This is a genomic window from Arthrobacter sp. Y3222053 (assembly GCF_059092805.1).
In genome coordinates this window covers 35,114-52,989 of record NZ_JBNHIA010000006.1, presented here as the reverse complement: position 1 = coordinate 52,989, position 17,876 = coordinate 35,114, and the positions used below count along the sequence as shown (strand labels likewise).

At 71.3% G+C, this 17,876-nt stretch carries 16 protein-coding genes and 1 tRNA gene; 11 read left to right on the top strand and 6 right to left on the bottom strand.

The features are described 5' to 3' along the window. Positions 1-75: 75 nt before the first annotated feature. Genes thrB through argS form a run of 5 tightly spaced genes read right to left on the bottom strand, consistent with a single transcriptional unit; the run spans position 76 to position 6,604 of the window. Entirely contained in the window at positions 76-1,056 is a 981-nt protein-coding gene (thrB, locus tag AC5RUW_RS14520) for a homoserine kinase (protein WP_494161337.1), read from the bottom strand. After that, a complete protein-coding gene (thrC, locus tag AC5RUW_RS14515) occupies positions 1,056-2,174 on the bottom strand; it encodes a threonine synthase (protein WP_494161336.1) in 1,119 nt (372 codons plus the stop codon). The genes thrB and thrC overlap by 1 nt, the downstream gene beginning before the upstream one ends. 4 nt (positions 2,175-2,178) lie before the next feature. Next, complete coding sequence (locus tag AC5RUW_RS14510) at positions 2,179-3,477, bottom strand: homoserine dehydrogenase (protein WP_494161335.1); 1,299 nt, start codon at positions 3,475-3,477, stop codon at positions 2,179-2,181. A 21-nt stretch (positions 3,478-3,498) separates the two neighbouring features. Beyond that, positions 3,499-4,950 (bottom strand): diaminopimelate decarboxylase, encoded by a 1,452-nt coding sequence (lysA, locus tag AC5RUW_RS14505; protein WP_494161334.1) that lies wholly within the window; start codon positions 4,948-4,950, stop codon positions 3,499-3,501. Positions 4,951-4,954: 4 nt separating this feature from the next. Beyond that, on the bottom strand, positions 4,955-6,604 hold the full coding sequence (argS, locus tag AC5RUW_RS14500) for an arginine--tRNA ligase (protein WP_494161333.1): 1,650 nt from the start codon (positions 6,602-6,604) through the stop codon (positions 4,955-4,957). A gap of 247 nt (positions 6,605-6,851) precedes the next feature. On the opposite strand from argS, the gene AC5RUW_RS14495 reads away from it, so the two are divergent. From AC5RUW_RS14495 to AC5RUW_RS14450, 10 genes are all read left to right on the top strand, one after another. Next, positions 6,852-7,298 (top strand): FMN-binding protein, encoded by a 447-nt coding sequence (locus AC5RUW_RS14495; protein WP_494161332.1) that lies wholly within the window; start codon positions 6,852-6,854, stop codon positions 7,296-7,298. A gap of 7 nt (positions 7,299-7,305) precedes the next feature. Further along, positions 7,306-8,181, top strand: a complete 876-nt coding sequence (locus tag AC5RUW_RS14490) for an FAD:protein FMN transferase (RefSeq protein ID WP_494161331.1) — start codon at positions 7,306-7,308, stop codon at positions 8,179-8,181. Further along, positions 8,178-9,692: an FAD-dependent oxidoreductase gene (locus tag AC5RUW_RS14485; protein ID WP_494161330.1), complete on the top strand. Its 1,515-nt coding sequence runs from the start codon at positions 8,178-8,180 to the stop codon at positions 9,690-9,692. Before AC5RUW_RS14490 ends, AC5RUW_RS14485 begins: the two co-directional genes overlap by 4 nt. A 97-nt stretch (positions 9,693-9,789) precedes the next feature. Further along, a tRNA-Arg gene (locus AC5RUW_RS14480) sits at positions 9,790-9,862 on the top strand. Positions 9,863-10,076: 214 nt separating this feature from the next. After that, positions 10,077-10,664: a TetR/AcrR family transcriptional regulator gene (locus AC5RUW_RS14475; protein ID WP_494161329.1), complete on the top strand. Its 588-nt coding sequence runs from the start codon at positions 10,077-10,079 to the stop codon at positions 10,662-10,664. A 125-nt stretch (positions 10,665-10,789) separates the two neighbouring features. Then, positions 10,790-11,581: an ABC transporter ATP-binding protein gene (locus AC5RUW_RS14470; protein ID WP_494161328.1), complete on the top strand. Its 792-nt coding sequence runs from the start codon at positions 10,790-10,792 to the stop codon at positions 11,579-11,581. Further along, the gene (locus tag AC5RUW_RS14465; protein WP_494161327.1) at positions 11,578-12,297 is read left to right on the top strand and encodes an ABC transporter ATP-binding protein; all 720 of its coding nucleotides are present in this window, start codon (positions 11,578-11,580) and stop codon (positions 12,295-12,297) included. The genes AC5RUW_RS14470 and AC5RUW_RS14465 overlap by 4 nt, the downstream gene beginning before the upstream one ends. Further along, a complete protein-coding gene (locus tag AC5RUW_RS14460; protein ID WP_494161326.1) occupies positions 12,297-13,175 on the top strand; it encodes a branched-chain amino acid ABC transporter permease in 879 nt (292 codons plus the stop codon). Before AC5RUW_RS14465 ends, AC5RUW_RS14460 begins: the two co-directional genes overlap by 1 nt. Continuing rightward, positions 13,172-14,278, top strand: a complete 1,107-nt coding sequence (locus AC5RUW_RS14455) for a branched-chain amino acid ABC transporter permease (protein ID WP_494161325.1) — start codon at positions 13,172-13,174, stop codon at positions 14,276-14,278. Before AC5RUW_RS14460 ends, AC5RUW_RS14455 begins: the two co-directional genes overlap by 4 nt. Beyond that, positions 14,275-15,558, top strand: coding sequence for an ABC transporter substrate-binding protein (locus AC5RUW_RS14450; RefSeq protein ID WP_494161324.1), 1,284 nt, complete (start codon positions 14,275-14,277; stop codon positions 15,556-15,558). The genes AC5RUW_RS14455 and AC5RUW_RS14450 overlap by 4 nt, the downstream gene beginning before the upstream one ends. Before the next feature lie 54 nt (positions 15,559-15,612). On the opposite strand, the gene AC5RUW_RS14445 is transcribed toward AC5RUW_RS14450, so the two are convergent. Further along, the gene (locus tag AC5RUW_RS14445; protein ID WP_494161323.1) at positions 15,613-16,638 is read right to left on the bottom strand and encodes a DUF808 domain-containing protein; all 1,026 of its coding nucleotides are present in this window, start codon (positions 16,636-16,638) and stop codon (positions 15,613-15,615) included. 204 nt (positions 16,639-16,842) lie between these two features. Here AC5RUW_RS14445 and AC5RUW_RS14440 point away from each other — a divergent pair, with 204 nt between their 5' ends. Continuing rightward, positions 16,843-17,874 (top strand): helix-turn-helix transcriptional regulator, encoded by a 1,032-nt coding sequence (locus AC5RUW_RS14440; RefSeq protein ID WP_494161322.1) that lies wholly within the window; start codon positions 16,843-16,845, stop codon positions 17,872-17,874. The last annotated feature ends 2 nt before the right edge of the window (positions 17,875-17,876 follow it).

Sequence of the window (17,876 nt, the reverse complement as noted above, 5' to 3'; positions counted from 1 at the left end):
TCGGACGGATGGGTCAGCGGAAAGTCCATGGCGGCCTGAAGAAGGCGGCCGGCCGGTGAAAGCACAAGACGGTTATCACCGTTGGTGCATGTCCACCTTAGCACCATCTGCCGCCACGGGAAGCCGACGCACGGCCCAATTCCCGCCGATGTCGGCTGCGGCCTCCACGAGCAGTGCCTCCGCGAGGCCCGCGTCCGCCGCGCTGCCGGCGAGGACCATCACGGTGGGCCCTGCGCCGGACACCACGGCCGGCAGGCCGCGCGCCCGGAGCCGGCGGATCAGCTCGGCGCTGGCCGGCATGGCCGGGGCGCGGTAGCCCTGGTGCAGGAATTCCTCGGTGGCTTCGAACAGCAGCCCGGGCGCCGTGGCCAGGGCGTGCACCAGCAGCGCCGCCCGCCCGGAGTTCGCCGCTGCGTCCGCGTGCGGCACCGTGCCGGGCAGCAGGCCGCGGGCCTGTTCGGTGGAGAGTTCGACGGCGGGGATGGCGGCGACCGGATGCACCTGGGGGTGCACCGGCACGTGGGCGCTGCGGAAGACCCCATCCTGCTCCCAGCTGATGGCCAGTCCGCCGCGCAGTGCGGGAGCGACATTGTCCGGATGCCCCTCGATCGCAGAACACAGGTTCAGCACCGCGTCGGCGTCGAGCCGGTCCGCCTCGGGCAGCAGGGCGTTGCCGGCCAGCACCCCCGAGACGATCGCCGATGCCGATGATCCCAGGCCCCGGCCGTGCGGAATGGCGTTCTCCGCCTCGAGCCGGAGCCCGGTGTCGGTGTAGCCGGCGGCGGCCAGGGTCCGCCGGATGGTCCGCACCACGAGGTGGCTTCCGTCCAGGGGCAGCGTCCCGGCGCCGACACCGGTGATCCGAACCTCCACGGATCCGTCGGCGACGGCTTCGACGCGCACCCGGTCGTGGAAGGCCAGGGCCAGGCCCAGGGTGTCGAAGCCCGGGCCGAGGTTGGCGCTGGTGGCCGGGACGCTCACGGTCGCGGCGCGGCCCGGTTCCACCGTCCGTCCCGCGGGAAGGCGGGGCGCCGGCGTCTGGTTCAGCTGCACCATCAGCTCCGCGCGGGAGCTGCTTCGAGCCCGAGCGCCGCGGCAACCGAGACGACGTCGAAGTCCACCCGGGTGGGCTCGACCTCCGAGCCGTCGGCCATGCGCAGCGCCCACTGGGGGTCCTTCAGGCCGTGTCCGGTGACGGTGATGACGATCCGCTTCCCCGCGGGGACCTCACCGGCCGCGTGCTTCTTCAGCAGGCCGGCGACGCCGGCGGCGGACGCCGGCTCCACGAACACGCCCTCGCGGGCGGACAGCCAGCGGTGGGCGGCCAGGATCTCGGCGTCGGTGACGGCGTCGATGAGCCCCCCGGACTCGTCCCGGGCGGCCAGGGCGGAATCCCAGGAGGCGGGGTTGCCGATCCGGATGGCGGTGGCGATCGTATCGGGTTCAGTCACGGGGTGGCCCTTGACCAGCGGCGAGGCGCCTTCGGCCTGGAAGCCCCACATGACCGGGGTCTTCGTGGCGACCGGGGCCAGCTCGTCCCCGGCGGCGTTCGTGTACGGTGCCGCGTACTCGCGGTAGCCCTTCCAGTACGCGGTGATGTTGCCCGCGTTGCCGACCGGCAGCACATGGTAGTCCGGCGCGTCACCCAGTGCGTCGACCACTTCGAAGGCGGCGGTCTTCTGTCCTTCGATGCGCGCCGGGTTCACGGAGTTGACCAGGAATACCGGGTACGCCTCGGCCAGCTTGCGGGCCACCTCGAGGCAGTTGTCGAAGTTTCCGCGCACCTGGAGCAGTTCGGCGCCGTGCGCAATGGCCTGGCTGAGCTTGCCCATGGCGATCTTGCCGTCCGGCACCAGGACCGCGCAGGTCAGGCCGGCCTGCACGGCATAGGCGGCGGCCGAGGCGGAGGTGTTGCCGGTGGAGGCGCAGACCACGGCCTTGGCGCCGGCCTCGACGGCGGCGGTGATGGCCATGGTCATGCCCCGGTCCTTGAAGGACCCGGTGGGGTTCATGCCCTCGACCTTCAGGTAGACCTCGGAGCCGGTCAACTCGGTCAGTGCCGGGGCGGGCACCAGCGGCGTGCCGCCCTCGCCCAGGGAGATGACCTTCGTATCCGCCGTGACCGGCAGCCGGTCGGCGTATTCACGGATGACGCCGCGCCATTGATGAGCCAAGGAACTAGACCCCTTCTACCCGCAGGACGGATGTGACGGATGTGATGACGTCCAGGCCGCGGATGGCCTCGACGGTTGCAGCCAGGGCCGCCTCGGTGGCGCGGTGGGTGACGAAGCGCAGCTGCGCCGCCGCTCCCCCGCCGTCCGCCGGGACGGTCTGGCGCATGGTTTCGATGGAGACGCCGTTGTCCGCGAAGACCCGCGCGACGGCGGCCAGCACGCCGGGCTGGTCGGAGACCTCCAGGCCGATGTAGTAGCTGGTGGTTACCTTGTCCATGGGCAGCCCGGGCACCCGGCCGGTGGCCGACCCCGGAGCGGCCGGGCCGCCCAGGACCAGCCGGCGGGCGGTGCGCACCACGTCGCCCATGACGGCGGAGGCCGTCGGGGTGCCGCCGGCGCCCTGGCCGTAGAACATCAGCTCCCCGGCGTTTTCGGCCTCGACGAAGACGGCGTTGAAGGCCCCGTGCACGGCGGCCAGCGGATGCCGTCGCGGCAGCAGGGTGGGGTGGACGCGGACGCTGACGCCGCCGTCGGCCTCGCCGCCGATCTTCTCGGCGATGGCGAGCAGCTTGATGACGAACCCGGCCTCACGCGCGGCGGCGATGTCCTCGGCGGTGACCGAGCTGATGCCCTCGCACCAGACCTGGTTCAGGTCGAAGTCGGTGTGGAAGGCCAGCGAGGCGAGGATGGCTCCCTTGGCGGCGGCGTCGTGGCCTTCGACGTCGGCGGTGGGGTCGGCCTCCGCGTAGCCCAGGCGCTGCGCGTCGGCGAGGGCATCGGCAAACTGCGCGCCGGTGGTGTCCATCTCGTCGAGGATGTAGTTGGTGGTGCCGTTGACGATGCCCATGACCTTGGTGATGCGGTCTCCGGCCAGGGAGTCGCGGATGGGCAGCAGGATCGGAATGGCGCCCGCGACGGCGGCCTCGTAGGAGAGCTGCACGCCGGCGGCGTCGGCCTTGCCGTACAGGGCGGGACCGTCGGCGGCGAGCAGCGCCTTGTTGCCGGTGACCACGGCGGCGCCGTGACCGATGGCGTGCAGGATCAGGGAGCGGGCCGGCTCCAGGCCGCCCATCAGCTCGATGACGATGTCGGCGCCCTCGACCAGCTGCTCCGCGTCTGTGGTGAACAGTTCACGCGGCAGTTCGACGTCGCGCGGGGCGTCCACCGAGCGGACGGCGATGCCGGCCAGCTCGAGCCGCGCCCCCACCCGGGAGGCCAGCGCGTCGGCGTCGTCCAGCAGGATCCGCGCCACCTGGGATCCCACGTTGCCGCAGCCCAGCAGGGCCACCTTCAGGGTCTTCATGCTGGTAAAGCTCCTCAACACTTAGCTCATGACGTCCCGCGCGAGCAGGTCGTCCTCGGTTTCGCCGCGTACGATCAGGCGGGCCGCCCCGTCGCGCACCGCCACCACGGGCGGGCGGGCGATCCAGTTGTAGTTGCTCGACAGGGCCCAGCAGTAGGCGCCCGTTCCGGGTACGGCCAGCAGGTCGCCGTCGGCGACGTCGGCAGGCAGGTAGACGTCCCGGACCACTATGTCCCCGCTCTCGCAGTGTTTGCCAACCACCCGCGACATAACCGCGTCATCTTCCGAGGCGCGCGAGGCCAGCACGGCGGAGTAATCGGCGTCGTAAAGCACCGGGCGGGCGTTGTCGCTCATCCCGCCGTCCACGGAGACATAGCGGCGCGCCGCGGCGGTGCCGTCCGGCGCCTCGGTCCGCACCGTCTTGACGGTTCCGGTGCGGTACAGGGTGAAGGTGCTCGGACCGACGATCGCGCGCCCGGGCTCAATGGAGATGCGCGGCACGGCCAGCCCGTGCTCCGCGGCGGCCTCGCGGACGACGGCGGCCAGGGCGTCGGCGATCTCCGCCGGGGGCCGGGGCGCATCGGCCTCGGTGTAGGCGATGCCGTATCCGCCGCCCAGGTCCAGTTCGGTGAGCTCGACGCCGTGCCGGTCGCGGACACCGGCGAGGAAGCCGAGCAGCCGGCGGGCGGCAAGGGCGAAGCCCTCGGGTTCGAAGATCTGCGAGCCGATGTGGCAGTGCACGCCCAGCAGCCGGATGCCGTCCAGCTTCAGGGCCAGGTCGACGGCCGCATCGGCGGCGGAGCTCCCGGTGCCGGAAGCGGCCGCGCCGTCGTCGCCGCCGGTGTCGGCGGCCATGGACAGGCCGAACTTCTGGTCCTCGTGGGCGGTGGCGATGAATTCGTGGGTCGAGGCATGCACGCCCGGCGTCAGGCGCAGCACCACGTTGGCCTCCTGGCCACGGGCGGCGGCCAGCGCGGACAGCCGGCGCAGTTCGGCCAGCGAGTCCACCACGATCCGGCCCAGGCCCAGGTCAAGCGCCCGGACCAGTTCGGCGTCGGACTTGTTGTTGCCGTGCAGGCCCAGCAGGGCTCCGTCGAGCCCGGCGCGGGCGGCGACCGCCATTTCCCCGCCGGAGCAGGTGTCCAGGCGCAGGCCCTCGTCCCGGACCCAGCGGGCCACCTCGGTGCACAGGAACGCCTTGCCGGCGTAGTACACGTCCACGCCGCCGCAGAGGTCGGCAAACGCGGCGTCGAAGGCGTCCTTGAAGGCGCGGGCGCGGGCACGGAAGTCGGCTTCGGAGACCACGAAGACGGGGGTGCCGAACTCCTCAGCCAACGCCGAGACGCCGATCCCGGAGATCTCCAGCTCGCCGCCGGCGCCGCGGGCGACGTCGCAGGCCCAGAGCCCGGGGGAAAGCACGTTGATGTCCTCCGGGTGGCGAAGCCAGGCCGGGGCGAGGGGGGAAGCGGTCATGGGGCTACATCCGTTCGGGTGCGGAGACGCCCAGCAGGCCCAGGCCGTTGGCCAGGACCTGGCGGGCGGCGAGGTTCAGCCAGAGGCGGGTGCGGTTGACGTCGGTGACGTCCTCGCCGTTGGCCGGGGCGATGCGGCAGGCGTCATACCAGCGGTGGTAGGTGCCGGCGATGACCTCGAGGTGGCGGGCCACCCGGTGCGGTTCTCGGAACGAGGCCGCCTGCGCGACGACGCCGGGGTACTGTCCCAGCGCGGCGAGCAGCGCGCTCTCGGTGGGATGGGTGAGCAGCGAGGCGTCGAAGGCGGAATCGTCGACGCCGGCGGCCTCGGCGTTGCGCGCCAGGGCGTGGGTGCGGGCGTGGGCGTACTGGACGTAGAACACCGGGTTCTCGTTGGTGCGCCGGGTCAGCAGGTCCAGGTCGACGTCGATGTTCGAGTCGGCGGAGAACCGTGCCAGCGTGTAGCGGGCGGCGTCCACGCCTACGGCGTCCACCAGGTCCTCGAGCGTGACCACGGTGCCGGCGCGCTTGGACATCCGCACGGGCACGCCGTCCTTGACCAGGTTGACCATCTGGCCGATCAGTACCTCAACGCACTGCGGGTCGTGGCCCAGCGCCGCGGCGGCGGCCTTCAGCCGCGCCACGTAGCCGTGGTGGTCGGCGCCCAGCATGTAGATGTTGAGGTCGAAGCCGCGCTCGCGCTTGTTCTGGATGTACGCGATGTCCCCGGCGATGTACGCGGCGTTGCCGTCGGACTTGATGACCACGCGGTCCTTGTCATCGCCGAACTCGGTGGAGTTCAGCCACCAGGCGCCGTCCTTCTCGTACAGGTTCTTCGAACCCTTGAGCTGTTCCAGCAGCTTCTCGACCTGCCCGTTTTCGTGCAGGGAGTCCTCGTGGAAGTAGACGTCGAAGTCCACGCCGAAGTTGTGCAGCGACTCCTTGATGTCGGTGAACATGTGGTCCACGCCGATGGCACGGAAGCGCTCCTGCGCTTCCGCCTCGGGCAGCGAGAGGATGTCCGGCTCGACGGCCAGCACGCGCTTGGCGATGTCCTCGATGTACGCGCCGGCGTAGCCGTCCTCGGGCGCGGGCTCGCCCTTGGCGGCGGCCAGCAGCGACCGGGCGAACCGGTCGATCTGCGCCCCGTGGTCGTTGAAGTAATATTCGCGGGTGACGTCCGCGCCCTGGGATTCGAACACCCGGGCCAGCGCGTCGCCGACGGCGGCCCACCGGGTGCCGCCCAGGTGGATGGGGCCGGTGGGGTTGGCGGAGACGAACTCCAGGTTGATCCGGGTCCCGGACAGGGCGGCGGAGGTGCCGTAGGCGGGCCCGGCCGCCACGATGGCCTTGGCGAGTTCACCGGCGGCGCCGGCGTCAAGGGTGATGTTCAGGAAGCCCGGGCCGGCGATGTCCACCTTGGCCACGCCGTCGATCTTTTCCAGCCGGCCCTTGAGGATTTCGGCGAACTGCCGCGGGTTCATCCCCGCCTGCTTCGACAGCTGCAGGGCGATGTTGGTGGCCCAGTCACCGTGGTCCCGGTTCTTCGGCCGCTCGACGCGCACCTCCCCGGGCAGCTCGATGCTGAAGTCACCGGCATCGATGGCGTCGTGGAGGCAGGCAGTTACGGCGGCGGAAAGTTCTTCAGGAGTCACCGGTTAAGCATAGCCGGGGCGCGGCGGCCCGCCCCAAGCGCCGCCGCTTTGCGTCAGGCTGCCCACACCGGAGGACGCCGGTTCCGCGCCGGCCCGGGACTGCGGCAGGCGTGCGTGCCCCGGCATGCGGTGTAATGGAACTGCGCCGTGGTGGAGGTCCCGCCCATCAGCCGTCCCGTCACGGAACCGTGCCGCATCAGGCGGGCGCCGCGGCGCGCCGCAGTCCCCTGCCGAAGGAGAAACCGCAGTGAAACCCCCCGCCCGCAAGCACCTGCTCGCCGTCGCCGCCGGGCTGTCCCTGATCGGCACCGCCGGCTGCGCCGCGGACGAGGCCGGGCCGGAAGCGCCCGCCGCCGGGCCGTCGGCCGCCGCGAAGACGCCCGCCCCCGCCGGCACCTACGCCGACGGCGGCTACACCGGCGACGGCAGCTACATTCCGCCGTCCGGCACCGCCGAACAGGTCGATGTCGAGCTCACCCTCGAGGACGGCACGGTCACCGCCCTGGAGGTGACCACCTCGGGCACCAACCCGACGTCGGCCCGCTACCAGCAGGAATTCACCGACAACATCCAGGACCAGGTCGTCGGCCGCAACATCGACGAGCTCGACGTCGGCAAGGTGGCGGGCTCCTCGCTGACCAGCCAGGGCTTCAACGAGGCACTGGAGCGGATCAAGACCGAAGCCCGAAGCTGACCGTCCCGTGCCGGACTTCCGCTTCGAGGCGATCGGCACCGCCTGGACCATCACCACGCCCGCCACGCTCGGCAGCTCCCTGCAGTCGCGCGTGCTGGCCCTGACGGCAGCCTATGACCGTGCCTTTTCCCGGTTCCGGCCGGATTCGCTCATTGCCCGCCTCGGCCGCGACGGCGAAACGGAACTGCCTCCGGAGGCCCGGGCGCTCTTTCGCCTGTTCGACCGACTGGAGGAGCTGACCGATGGGCGGATGAACCCCCTGGTGGGGGGCGGCCTGGCCCGGCTGGGCTACGACGCCGCACTCAGCCTGCGTCCCTCGGGTCCGGCGCTGCCGGCGCCGCCGTGGCGGCAGCTGGTCCGCCGGAACACCCCGGACGGAGTCGCCGTCCGGGTCCCGGCGCAGGAGGCCGGACCGGTCCTGCTGGACGTGGGGGCCGCCGGCAAGGGCCAGCTGGTGGACCTGGTGGCCGCGGAGCTGGCCGCCGCGGGCGTCGATGAGTATCTGGTCGACGCCGGGTCCGACATGCTGCACCGCGGCCCGGCGCCGGTACGGACGGCGCTGGAGCATCCCTACGATCCCTCCCGGGCGATCGGGGTGCTCGACCTGCGGAACCGGGCCCTGTGCGCCTCCGCCTCGAACCGGCGCGCGTGGGGCGACGGACTGCACCATGTCCTGGACGCCGCAACCGGCATGCCCGTCTCCACCGTGACCGCCACCTGGGTCCTGGCCGACGACGCCATGACCGCCGACGGGCTGGCCACCGCACTGTTCCTTACGGAGCCCTCCCGGCTCCGGACCGTCTTTGGCTTCGACTACGTCCGGATCTTCTCGGACGGTCGGGCCGAATTCTCCGCCGCCCTCACTGGAGTCCTGTTTACATGAGCCTTTCGCCCACCCGGCCGTTCCTCCGCCCCGGCGCCGCCGCCGGCCGGCTGAGCATGTACCGCCTGACGGTCCTGCTGCTGCTGGCCGTCACGGCATGGTCCTTCCTCCTGTCCCTGACGGGGGCGCTCTACTACTCCCCGGCCGACCTGGCCGCCCTGCTGGCAGTGACCGTCTCGGTCACCCTCGTTTCCAGCCGGGTCATGGGCCTGCTGCTGCGGACCCGCCCGCACACCGAATCCTCGGTAATCACCGCCCTGATCCTGTTCTTCCTGTTCTGGCCCTCCACCGCGGCGCAGGACCTCACCGCCGCCGCGGTGGCTGCCGCGGCGGCGACCGTCTCCAAATACCTGCTGGCCTGGCGGCGCCGGCACATCTTCAACCCGGCCGCCGTCGGGGCGTTCACGGCTGCACTCGTCGGCCTGCCCGGCCCGGCCTGGTGGGTCGCCGCGCCGCTGATGCTCATCGTCGTCCTGCCGGCCGCGGCGCTGCTGCTGTGGCGGACCCGGCTGGCGGGGGCTGGCGCGGTCTTCGCCGTAACGGCGCTGACCGGCAGCGCCCTGCAGTTCCAGCTGTCCGGAGCGGGCTTCGCCGCCGGACTGTGGACCGCGCTGGCTTCCTTCCCGATCGTCTTCCTCGCCGGTTTCATGCTGACGGAGCCGCTGACCCTGCCGCCCAGGCGGTTCCAGCGCCTGCTGGCGGCCGGCCTCGTCGGCATCCTGTTCTGCCTGCCGCTGCAGCTGGGACCGGTCCATATGTCCCCGGAGCTGGCCCTGCTCATCGGCAACGCCGTCGCCTTCGGCTTCGGGCAGCGGGGCGCGGTGACACTGCGCCTGGCGGAGAACCGGGCCCTGACTCCCACCGCGAGGGAACTGGTCTTTGAACCGGCCCGCCCTGTCCGCTTCTCCCCCGGCCAGTACATGGAGCTCAGCCTTCCGCACGCGCCGGTGGACGGCCGCGGCAGCCGCCGGACGTTCAGCATCAGCACGGCCCCCGGCGGTCGGGTCGGCTTCGGGCTGCGGGTCCAGGACCCGCCCAGCACCTTCAAGGCAGCCCTGCTGCGGCTGTCACCCGGGGCCACGGTGGCGGGCACGGCCGTGGGCGGGGACTTCACGCCGCCCAGGTCCGGGCAACCCCTGCTGCTGATCGCCTCGGGCATCGGGATCACGCCGTTCATCGGGTGGCTGCGCTCCGGTGCGCTGTCCGGACGCGACGTCGTCCTGGTGTACGCCGTGGCCTCCGCCGAGGAGTCCGCCTATGCCGGGGAGCTGCGCGCCGCCGCCGCTGACGGAGAGCTGCAGGTACTGATCTGCTGCCGCGAGGACGTGCCGGGCTTCATGCGGGTCGCCGACCGGCTGCCGGACGGGCCGGCCCTCCGATCCCTGGTGCCCGACGTCGCCGCCCGCACCGCCTATGCCTCCGGTTCTCCGGCTGCGGTGGCCGCGGCCCGCCGGGCGGTGCGCGCCGCCGGCGGCGGCAGGACCGTCACCGACGCCTTCACCGGATACTGAGCGGCGGACGCGCCGCGGACGCGGGTCAGGTTTTTGCCCGCCCGGATAACCTGCTAAGCTTCTTGAGTCCCAAGGATGCCGCCGGAAACGGCGATCCGCCCTCGTAGCTCAGGGGATAGAGCGGTTGCCTCCGGAGCAACAGGCCGTAGGTTCGAATCCTATCGAGGGCACGGATGATGCAGAACAGGAGAACCCCGTCGCCGGGAAACCGGCGGCGGGGTTCTCCTGCGTCCGGACGGAATCCCGGAGCCTGAATCCTTCCCAAATCGGTGCGTCAAAGCCCTTGCGCGCGGGGGTGGCCGCGGGGGTAGGGTGTGGCATACCGACCGGTGGGTATGTTCTTCCCCCGGCGTCTTACCCGCAGAAGGAACCGGCCCGCCAGCAATGAAGACACTGAACATCAAGGAGCAGCTCGCCCACACCTCGGTCGAGCTCTTTGCGACCCAGGGGTATGCGCGCACGAGCGTCCAGCAGATCGTCGACGCCGCGGGCGTGACCAAGGGCGCGCTGTACCACTATTTCGCCTCCAAGGATGACCTGCTCTTCGATATCTACGACCGGATCCTGACCGTCCAGCACGACCACCTGACCGAGATCATCGCCCGCGGGCTGCCCGTGCCGGAAACGATCCGGCTGGTGTGCGAGGACCTGATCATCACCTCCATCGAACGGATCAGGGAAGGCGCCGTGTTCTTCCGTTCGCAGCACATGCTCAGCGAGGACCGGCTGGAGGAGGTCAAGCAGCGCCGCCGCGAGTACAACGAGGTCTTCGCCGGCCTGCTCCGCCGGGGCCGGTCCGAGGGGTCCGTCCGTACCGACATGCCGCTGCCGGTCCTGGTGGCCAACTTCTTCTCTGACCCGCACTACCTCGCGTACTGGTACTCCCCCGACGGCAGCCTCAGCAAGGAGGAGGTCGCCGCACAGCTGACGGAGCTCTACCTCGCAGGCCTCCGTCCTCCCCGGCCCGAGTGAGGGCCGGGGTCCGCCCGCAGCATCACCGATAGCCAGCAGCACCGCAGCACCGCAGCACCGATAGTCAGCACCACCGCACCAGGCACCACCGTTAGCGCACCACCCGCAGAGACGATGGAGTACTCATGCACGTGCAACATACCGACCGGTCGGAACCACCACCGCGGCTGAGGCTGCGGAACATCTCGGTCCGCTTCGGCGGCCTCACCGCCCTGGACTCGGTCGACCTCGAGGTCGCGCCGGGCCGTGCTGCAGGGGTGATCGGCCCCAACGGCGCCGGCAAGACCACCCTGTTCAACACCGTCTGCGGCCTGGTCCGCGCCTCCTCCGGCACGCTGGAGCTCGACGGCGCCGCCTTCACCCCGGTGCCGCACCGGCTGGCACCGCTGGGGGTCAGCCGCACGCTCCAGGCATTGGGCCTCTTCGAGGGCCTCACGGTGCTGGACAACGTCACGGCGGCCCTGCGCCCCGCCGGAACCGGCTTCATCCGGGACCTGCTCGCGCTGCCCGGAGGGGGCCGGGCCGAAAAGGCCGCCCGGGAGCGGGCGATGCAGGAACTCGAGTCCCTGGGGATCGCCGCCCACGCCTCGGCGCTGCCCGCCACGCTCCCCTACGGGGTGCGGAAAAAAGCCGCCCTGGCCCGCGCCCTGGCCACCGATCCCCGCCTGCTCCTCCTCGATGAGCCGGCCGGCGGGCTGGGCCGGGACGACATAGACGAACTGGCCGACCTGATCCGCGCGATACCCGGCCGCGGGTGCTCGGTAGTGCTGGTCGAACACCATGTGGACCTGGTCATGGCCGTGTGCGACCGGATCACGGTCCTGGACTTCGGGCGGGTCATCGCCGAGGGCACCGCCGCTGCGGTCCGCACGGATCCGGCCGTCACCGAGGCCTACCTCGGGGCGGGTGCCGCGTGAGCGCCGGGCTGGTCCTGGCGGGAGTATGCGCCGGATACGGGCCGCTGCCGGTGCTGCATGACGTGGACCTGGACGTCCCCGCAGGTTCCATCACGGCCGTCGTCGGGGCCAACGGCGCCGGCAAGACGACCCTCCTGCGCACCGTGACGGGCCAGCTGCCGGCCACCTCGGGGTCCATCCGGATGGGCGAGGGCATCGACCTGGGCCGGGTGTCCGTGGAGGACATGGTGCGCACCGGCGTCGCCCTGGTTCCGGAAGGCCGAAGCGTCATCACGGACCTGAGCGTGGACGAAAACCTGCGGCTCGGCGGTCTCTGGCGGAAGGACCGGGCCGCAGCCGCACGGACCCTTGATGAGGTGTACGGACACTTCGAGCCGCTGGCCCGGCGCCGCGGGGCCGCCGGACACCAGCTCTCCGGCGGCGAGCGCCAGATGCTGGCGCTCGGCCGGGCCCTGATGGCGGTCCCGCAGCTGCTGCTGCTCGACGAACCGTCACTGGGCCTCGCGCCGAAGGTGACGGCCGGGATCTTCGCCCTGCTCCGCCGCCTGTGCGACGGGACCGGGCTCACCGTGGTCCTCGTGGAACAGAACGTGCGCAGCGCGCTGGCCGTCGCCGACCACGGAGTCGTCCTCAACCTGGGCCGGGTCGTCGCTGCCCGGCCCGCCGCCGACCTCGCGGCCGACACCGGCCTGCGCCACACCTACCTGGGGTTCTAATGGACAGATTCCTCTTCCTGACCTTCGACGGGCTCGCCCGCGGAGCCGTCCTGGCCGCGTTCGCCCTCTCCCTGGTGCTCATCTGGCGGGCCGCGCGCATCGTCAACTTTGCCCAGGGCGCGATGGCCGTCTCGGCCACCTATGTCGCCTTCATGGTCACCGCCGCCACGGGCAGCTACTGGGCCGGGCTCGCCGCTGCGCTCGCCGCGGGGTTCGTCATCGGCGCCGCCGTCGAGCGCGGCGTCATGCGGCATGTGTCCGGTTCCTCCCCGCTGAACACGGTCATTGCCGGCCTTGGCGTGCTGATGGTCCTGCAGGCCGTCCTGGGCATGATCTTCGGCAACGGCTACCGCACCATGAGCGCGCCGTTCAGCGGCGAGCCGGTCGAAATCCTCGGGGTCTCCGCGGTCTCCTCCTATGACCTGTTCGTCTTTGCCTGCATCTGCACCGTCGTGCTGGCACTGATGCTGCTGTTCACGCGCACCCGGCTGGGGCTGGCGCTGCGGGCTGCCGCCTTCGCCCCGGAGCTGGCCCGGCTGCTCGGCGTCCGCTCACAGCGGATGCTGACCCTGGGCTGGGCCCTGTCCTCCGCGCTGGGAGCGCTCGCGGCGCTGCTGCTGATCCCCACCGAGTTCGGACTCAACCCGCACGCCGCCGACACCGTCTTCGTCTATGCGTTCACGGTGGCCGTCGTCGGCGGGCTGGATTCCCCCGGCGGGGCCGTCGTCGGCGGCCTCGCCGTAGGCGTGCTGCTCAGCTGGGTCAGCGGTTACCTGGGAGCCGTGCTGGCCCCCCTCGCCATCCTCGTCCTGCTGCTGGCAGTGCTGCTGCTGCGGCCGTCCGGACTGTTTTCCCTCGCCAAGGAGCGCGCAGCATGACACCACGGACCCGGATCCTCGCCGCCGCCGGCATCGCCGCCGGGCTGATCATGCTGACCTTCGTCCTTCCGCCCTTCACCTCCTACCAGCTGGCAACGGTGTGCGCGTATGCCTGCCCCGTGGCCGGGCTGACCCTGCTCACCGGGGCGGGCGGGCAGCTCTCGCTCGGCCAGGCGGCGATGATGGCTGCGGGGGCGTACAGCTACGGCCTCAGCGCCAACGCCCTGGCTGAGGCCGGCGTTGAAGGCGCCGCCCTGCTGCTGCTGCCGGGGGCCGCCGCCGTAACCGGCGCCGCCCTGCTCGGGCTGCTGGTCGGGCTGGCCGCGGCACGCCTGCACGGCCCGTACCTCGCCGGCGTCACCATGGCGCTGGTGGTCGCGCTGCCGGCTGCGGCAGGCACCTTCTCCGGAGTGCTCGGCGGGGAACAGGGGCTGTGGATCACGGTGGAGAAACGCCCGACGGCGCTGCGCGGCGCCGTCGGAACGGAACAGTGGCAGGCGTGGCTGGCGATTGCGGCCGCGGCCGTCGTGTTCGTGCTGCTGGCCAACCTGCTCGGCGGGCGGTTCGGGCGTTCACTTCGCGCGGTCCGAGACAACGAGACCTCGGCCGCGCTGGCCGGCATCTCCCCCGCCCGCACCAAGGTCACGGCCTTCGTCGTCAGCTCCGCCGCAGCGGGCACCGGCGGCGGCCTGCTGGCCTACATCACCCAAAGCGCCAGTCCGGGCGCGTACTCGCTGGTATTCTCCCTGTTCCTGCTGATGGCCGCGGTCGTGGGCGGGCTGAACTCGCTCAGCGGCGCGGTCTGGGGCGCCCTGGTGCTGGTGGCGCTGCCGCACCTGATCAGCACGGGCACCTCCGCGCTGTCGCTGTCCCCGGACCTGGCCCAGCGCCTGGACGGCAACCTTTCCGTGGCGGTGTTCGGCGTGGTGCTGATCAGCGTCATCATTCTGGCCCCGCGGGGCATCGCCGGCCTCACTCCGGCGCTCCGCCGCTCCACCCGCAGCCGACGGCCGGCCGCCGCACCGCCGTCCGCCCTCCCCGCTGCCTCCACTGCACCATCCGGTTCCCAGCACCTCCCCGTCCACCCGAAAGGCACGCCATGACCAGGTATTCCTCCCTTTCCGCCGCCGTCCGGTGCGGCGCCGCTGCCGCCGCAGCCGCGCTGGCACTGACGTCCTGCTCCGCATCCGGCGACACCGCAGCCGCCGAAAGCGCTCCCGGCGTCACCGACACCACCGTCACGGTCGGCACGCACCAGCCGCTGACCGGGCCCGCCGCGGCTGGATACGCGACCATTTCGCCGGCCACCCGCGCGTACTTCGACTACGTCAACGACAACGGCGGCATCAACGGCCGCACCATCGAGTACCTGGTCAAGGACGACGGCTACAATCCGGCGAATACCCAGTCGGCGGTCCGCGAACTCGTCCTCCAGGAGGAGGTCTTCGCGATGGTCGGCGGGCTGGGCACTCCGCCGCACAGCGCGGTGCTGGACTTCCTCAACGACAACGAGGTGCCGGATCTGTTCGTCGCCTCGGGCAGCCCCACCTGGGACCAGCCGGAGGACTACCCGTACACCTACGGCTTCATGGTGGACTACCCCACTGAATCCCGTGTCCTGGCCACCTACGCCCAGGAACAGTTCCCTGACGGCACGTACTGCTTCTTCGGCCAGGACGACGACTTCGGCGAGGAGTTCCAGGCCGGGCTCGAAGCCGTGCTCGGCAACGACGGCCTCGCCGACGTGCAGTCCTACTCCACCGCGAACACCGACATCGCCGCGCAGATCAGCTCCCTGAAGGAGACCGGCTGCGACGTCGTCTTCATGGCCACCATCAACGGCTTCAGCGCCCAGGCGGTGGGCACTGCGGCGAAGCTGGGGTACTCGCCGCAGTGGCTCGCCTCCTCCGCCGGAGGCGACTACTCGACGCTGGCCACCTATCTCGGGGAGAACGCCGCACCGCTGCTGGAGGGTTTCCTGTCCGCCAACTACCTGCCCATCTATTCCGATGAGCAGAACGAATGGACGGCGCAGTTCAAGCAGATCAACGAGGAGTACAACGGCGGCGCCCCGTTCGACGGCAACACCATCTTCGGGATGTCCATGGGCTACCTGTTCGCGGAGGCGCTGAAGCAGGCCGGGGACAACCCCACCCGGGAGGCGCTGCTTGACGCACTGGAGTCCGGCGACGTGACCGGCAACGGGCTGGTTCCCCTGGGCTTCAGCGGGGAGAGCCACCGGGGGTACACCGGGGCGATGATCACCAAGGTCGAAGGCGGGGTGCAGTCCTACGTGGGGACGCCGTATGTCGTCTCCGGTGACGAGGTCACCGAGCACACCGGGCAGGTCCCGGCGATGCCGGCCGGGGCGATCCCCGAGTAGCCGGGCCCGCGGGTGCGTCGGCGGCTGAGGGCCGCCGCCGCACCCGCCCGTGTGTCAGTGCGCGGAGTCGGTGCCGTCCTTCTTCGGCCGGAACCCGGCGGCTGCCGCCCGAAGGTCACCACCGCTGTGCCCGTCCTTCCGGTTCCGGCCGAACGGCAGCACCTTCAGCAGCGGGTGCAGGACGGCCATGACGGCCAGGCCCCAGATCAGGCCCAGGACGGCCGAGCACAGGGTGTTCACCAGCCAGGCCAGGAAGCCGCCTGCCACCGGCACGCCGGCCACGGGCTCCTCGAGGACATGGACCACATCGTAGGGCAGGTGCCAGCCGAGGTCGTACACGCCCTGCAGCATGATGTGCCCGCCCACCCAGAGCATGGCGATCGTGCCCACCAGGGTGATGGCGGCCAGCACGGTGGGCATTCCCCGAACCAGCAGCGCGCCGATGCGCTTCGATCCCGCGGAGTCCCGGGCGGCCAGGTGGAGGCCGATGTCATCCATCTTGACGATGAGTCCGACGGCGCCGTAGACGAGGACGGTGATGGCCAGCGCCACCACGACCAGGATGACCGCCCGGATCCACAGGGACTGGTCGGCCACCTCGTTCATGGAGATGACCATGATTTCGCAGGACAGGATGAAGTCGGTGGTGATGGCTCCCTTGACCACCTTGGCCTCGGCGTCCGGTCCCCGGTTGACCGCCGGCGCTTCCTGGGACTCACGGTGCCCGCGGATCTTGTGCCAGACCTTCTCGGCGCCCTCGTAGCAGAGGTAGGTGCCGCCGAGCATCAGGATGAACGGAATGATCCACGGGATGAAGGCGCTGATCAGCAGCAGCGCCGGCAGGATGATCAGCAGCTTGTTGCGCAGCGAGCCCCAGAAGATGCGCTTGATCATCGGCAGCTCGCGGGAGGGGTCCGCCCCGGATACGTACTGCGGAGTGACGGCGGCGTCATCAATGACGACGCCGGCAGCCTTGGCTCCCGCTTTGGCGGCTCCGGCAGCGATGTCGTCGACCGAGGCGGCCGCGATGCGTGCCAGGGCCGCAACGTCGTCCAGCAGGGCGACCAGCCCGCCGCTCACAGACCGGCTCCGTTCCGGGCGGGGGCGGTGGGCTGGGCATGGGCGTCTCGGTCGAGTCGTGTCAGTGGCATCTTCGGATTATAGGGCCGGCGGGCGGCCGGCGGCCCCGTCCCCCGAAGCCGCACGAACCGGGACAACATCGGCAGCGCAGAGGTTTTTGCGACGCGGACAGCTATTGTCCGCGTTCAGACGTAGCCTGCTCACATGCTCGAAACCTCAGCCCGGCTGCTGCACCTGCTCTCGCTGCTGCAGATGCGCAGGGAATGGACCGGCGCCGCGCTGGCCGAGCGCATGGCGGTCACCGAACGCACGGTGCGGCGCGACATCGGAAAACTCCGCACGCTGGGGTATCCGATCTCCGCCTCCCCCGGAATAGCCGGCGGCTACCAGCTGGGCGCCGGGGCCCAGCTGCCGCCCCTGCTGCTGGACGATGAGGAGGCCCTCGCCGTCGCCCTGGGCCTGACCGCCGTCGCCACCGGCCCGGTCTCCGGCACCGGAGAGGCCAGCGTGCGGGCGCTGGCGAAACTGGAACAGGTGCTGCCGGCCCGGCTGCGGCCCAAGTTCTCCGCCCTGCGGAACGCGGTGAGCGTGCTGGCCGGCCCCGCGGCCACCGTGAATCCGGAAATGCTCACCACGCTGTCGTCGGCGATCTCCGAGCGCCGCACGGTCGTCTTCCGCTACACGGGCGCCGAGGGCGCCTCCGCCAGGCGTACGGCCGAACCGTACAAGCTGGTCAGCACCGGCCGCCGCTGGTACCTGGTGGCCTTCTGCCTGGAGCGGGCGGACTGGCGGACCTTCCGGGTGGACCGGTTCCAGAGCGTTCCCTCCCCCCGCGCGCGGTTCGCTCCACGCCCCCTCCCGTCACCGGACCTGGTGGACTACGTGCGGGAGTCCATCACCCGCTTCCCCTACCGGTACGACGTCGTGGTGCGGCTGGCCGCACCGCCCGCGGTCCTCGCGGACCGGTTTCCCTCCGACACCGCGGTGCTGGAACCGGATGGCCCCGGGCACACCGTCCTGCGCGGGGGTTGGGATTCCCTGGACCTGCCGCTGATCCAGCTGGCTACCCTGGGCGTCGAGTTCGAGGTGCTGGAGCCGGTCCAGCTGCGCAACCGCGCCCGCGACGCCGCGGCCCTGCTGCTGCGGGCGGCCGCGGCGTCGCCGGACGGAACGGGCGCTCCGCCGGCGGCGAAAGACAGGCCGATGCCTCCGGGGGCTGGGAACCGGGACGGCTAGAC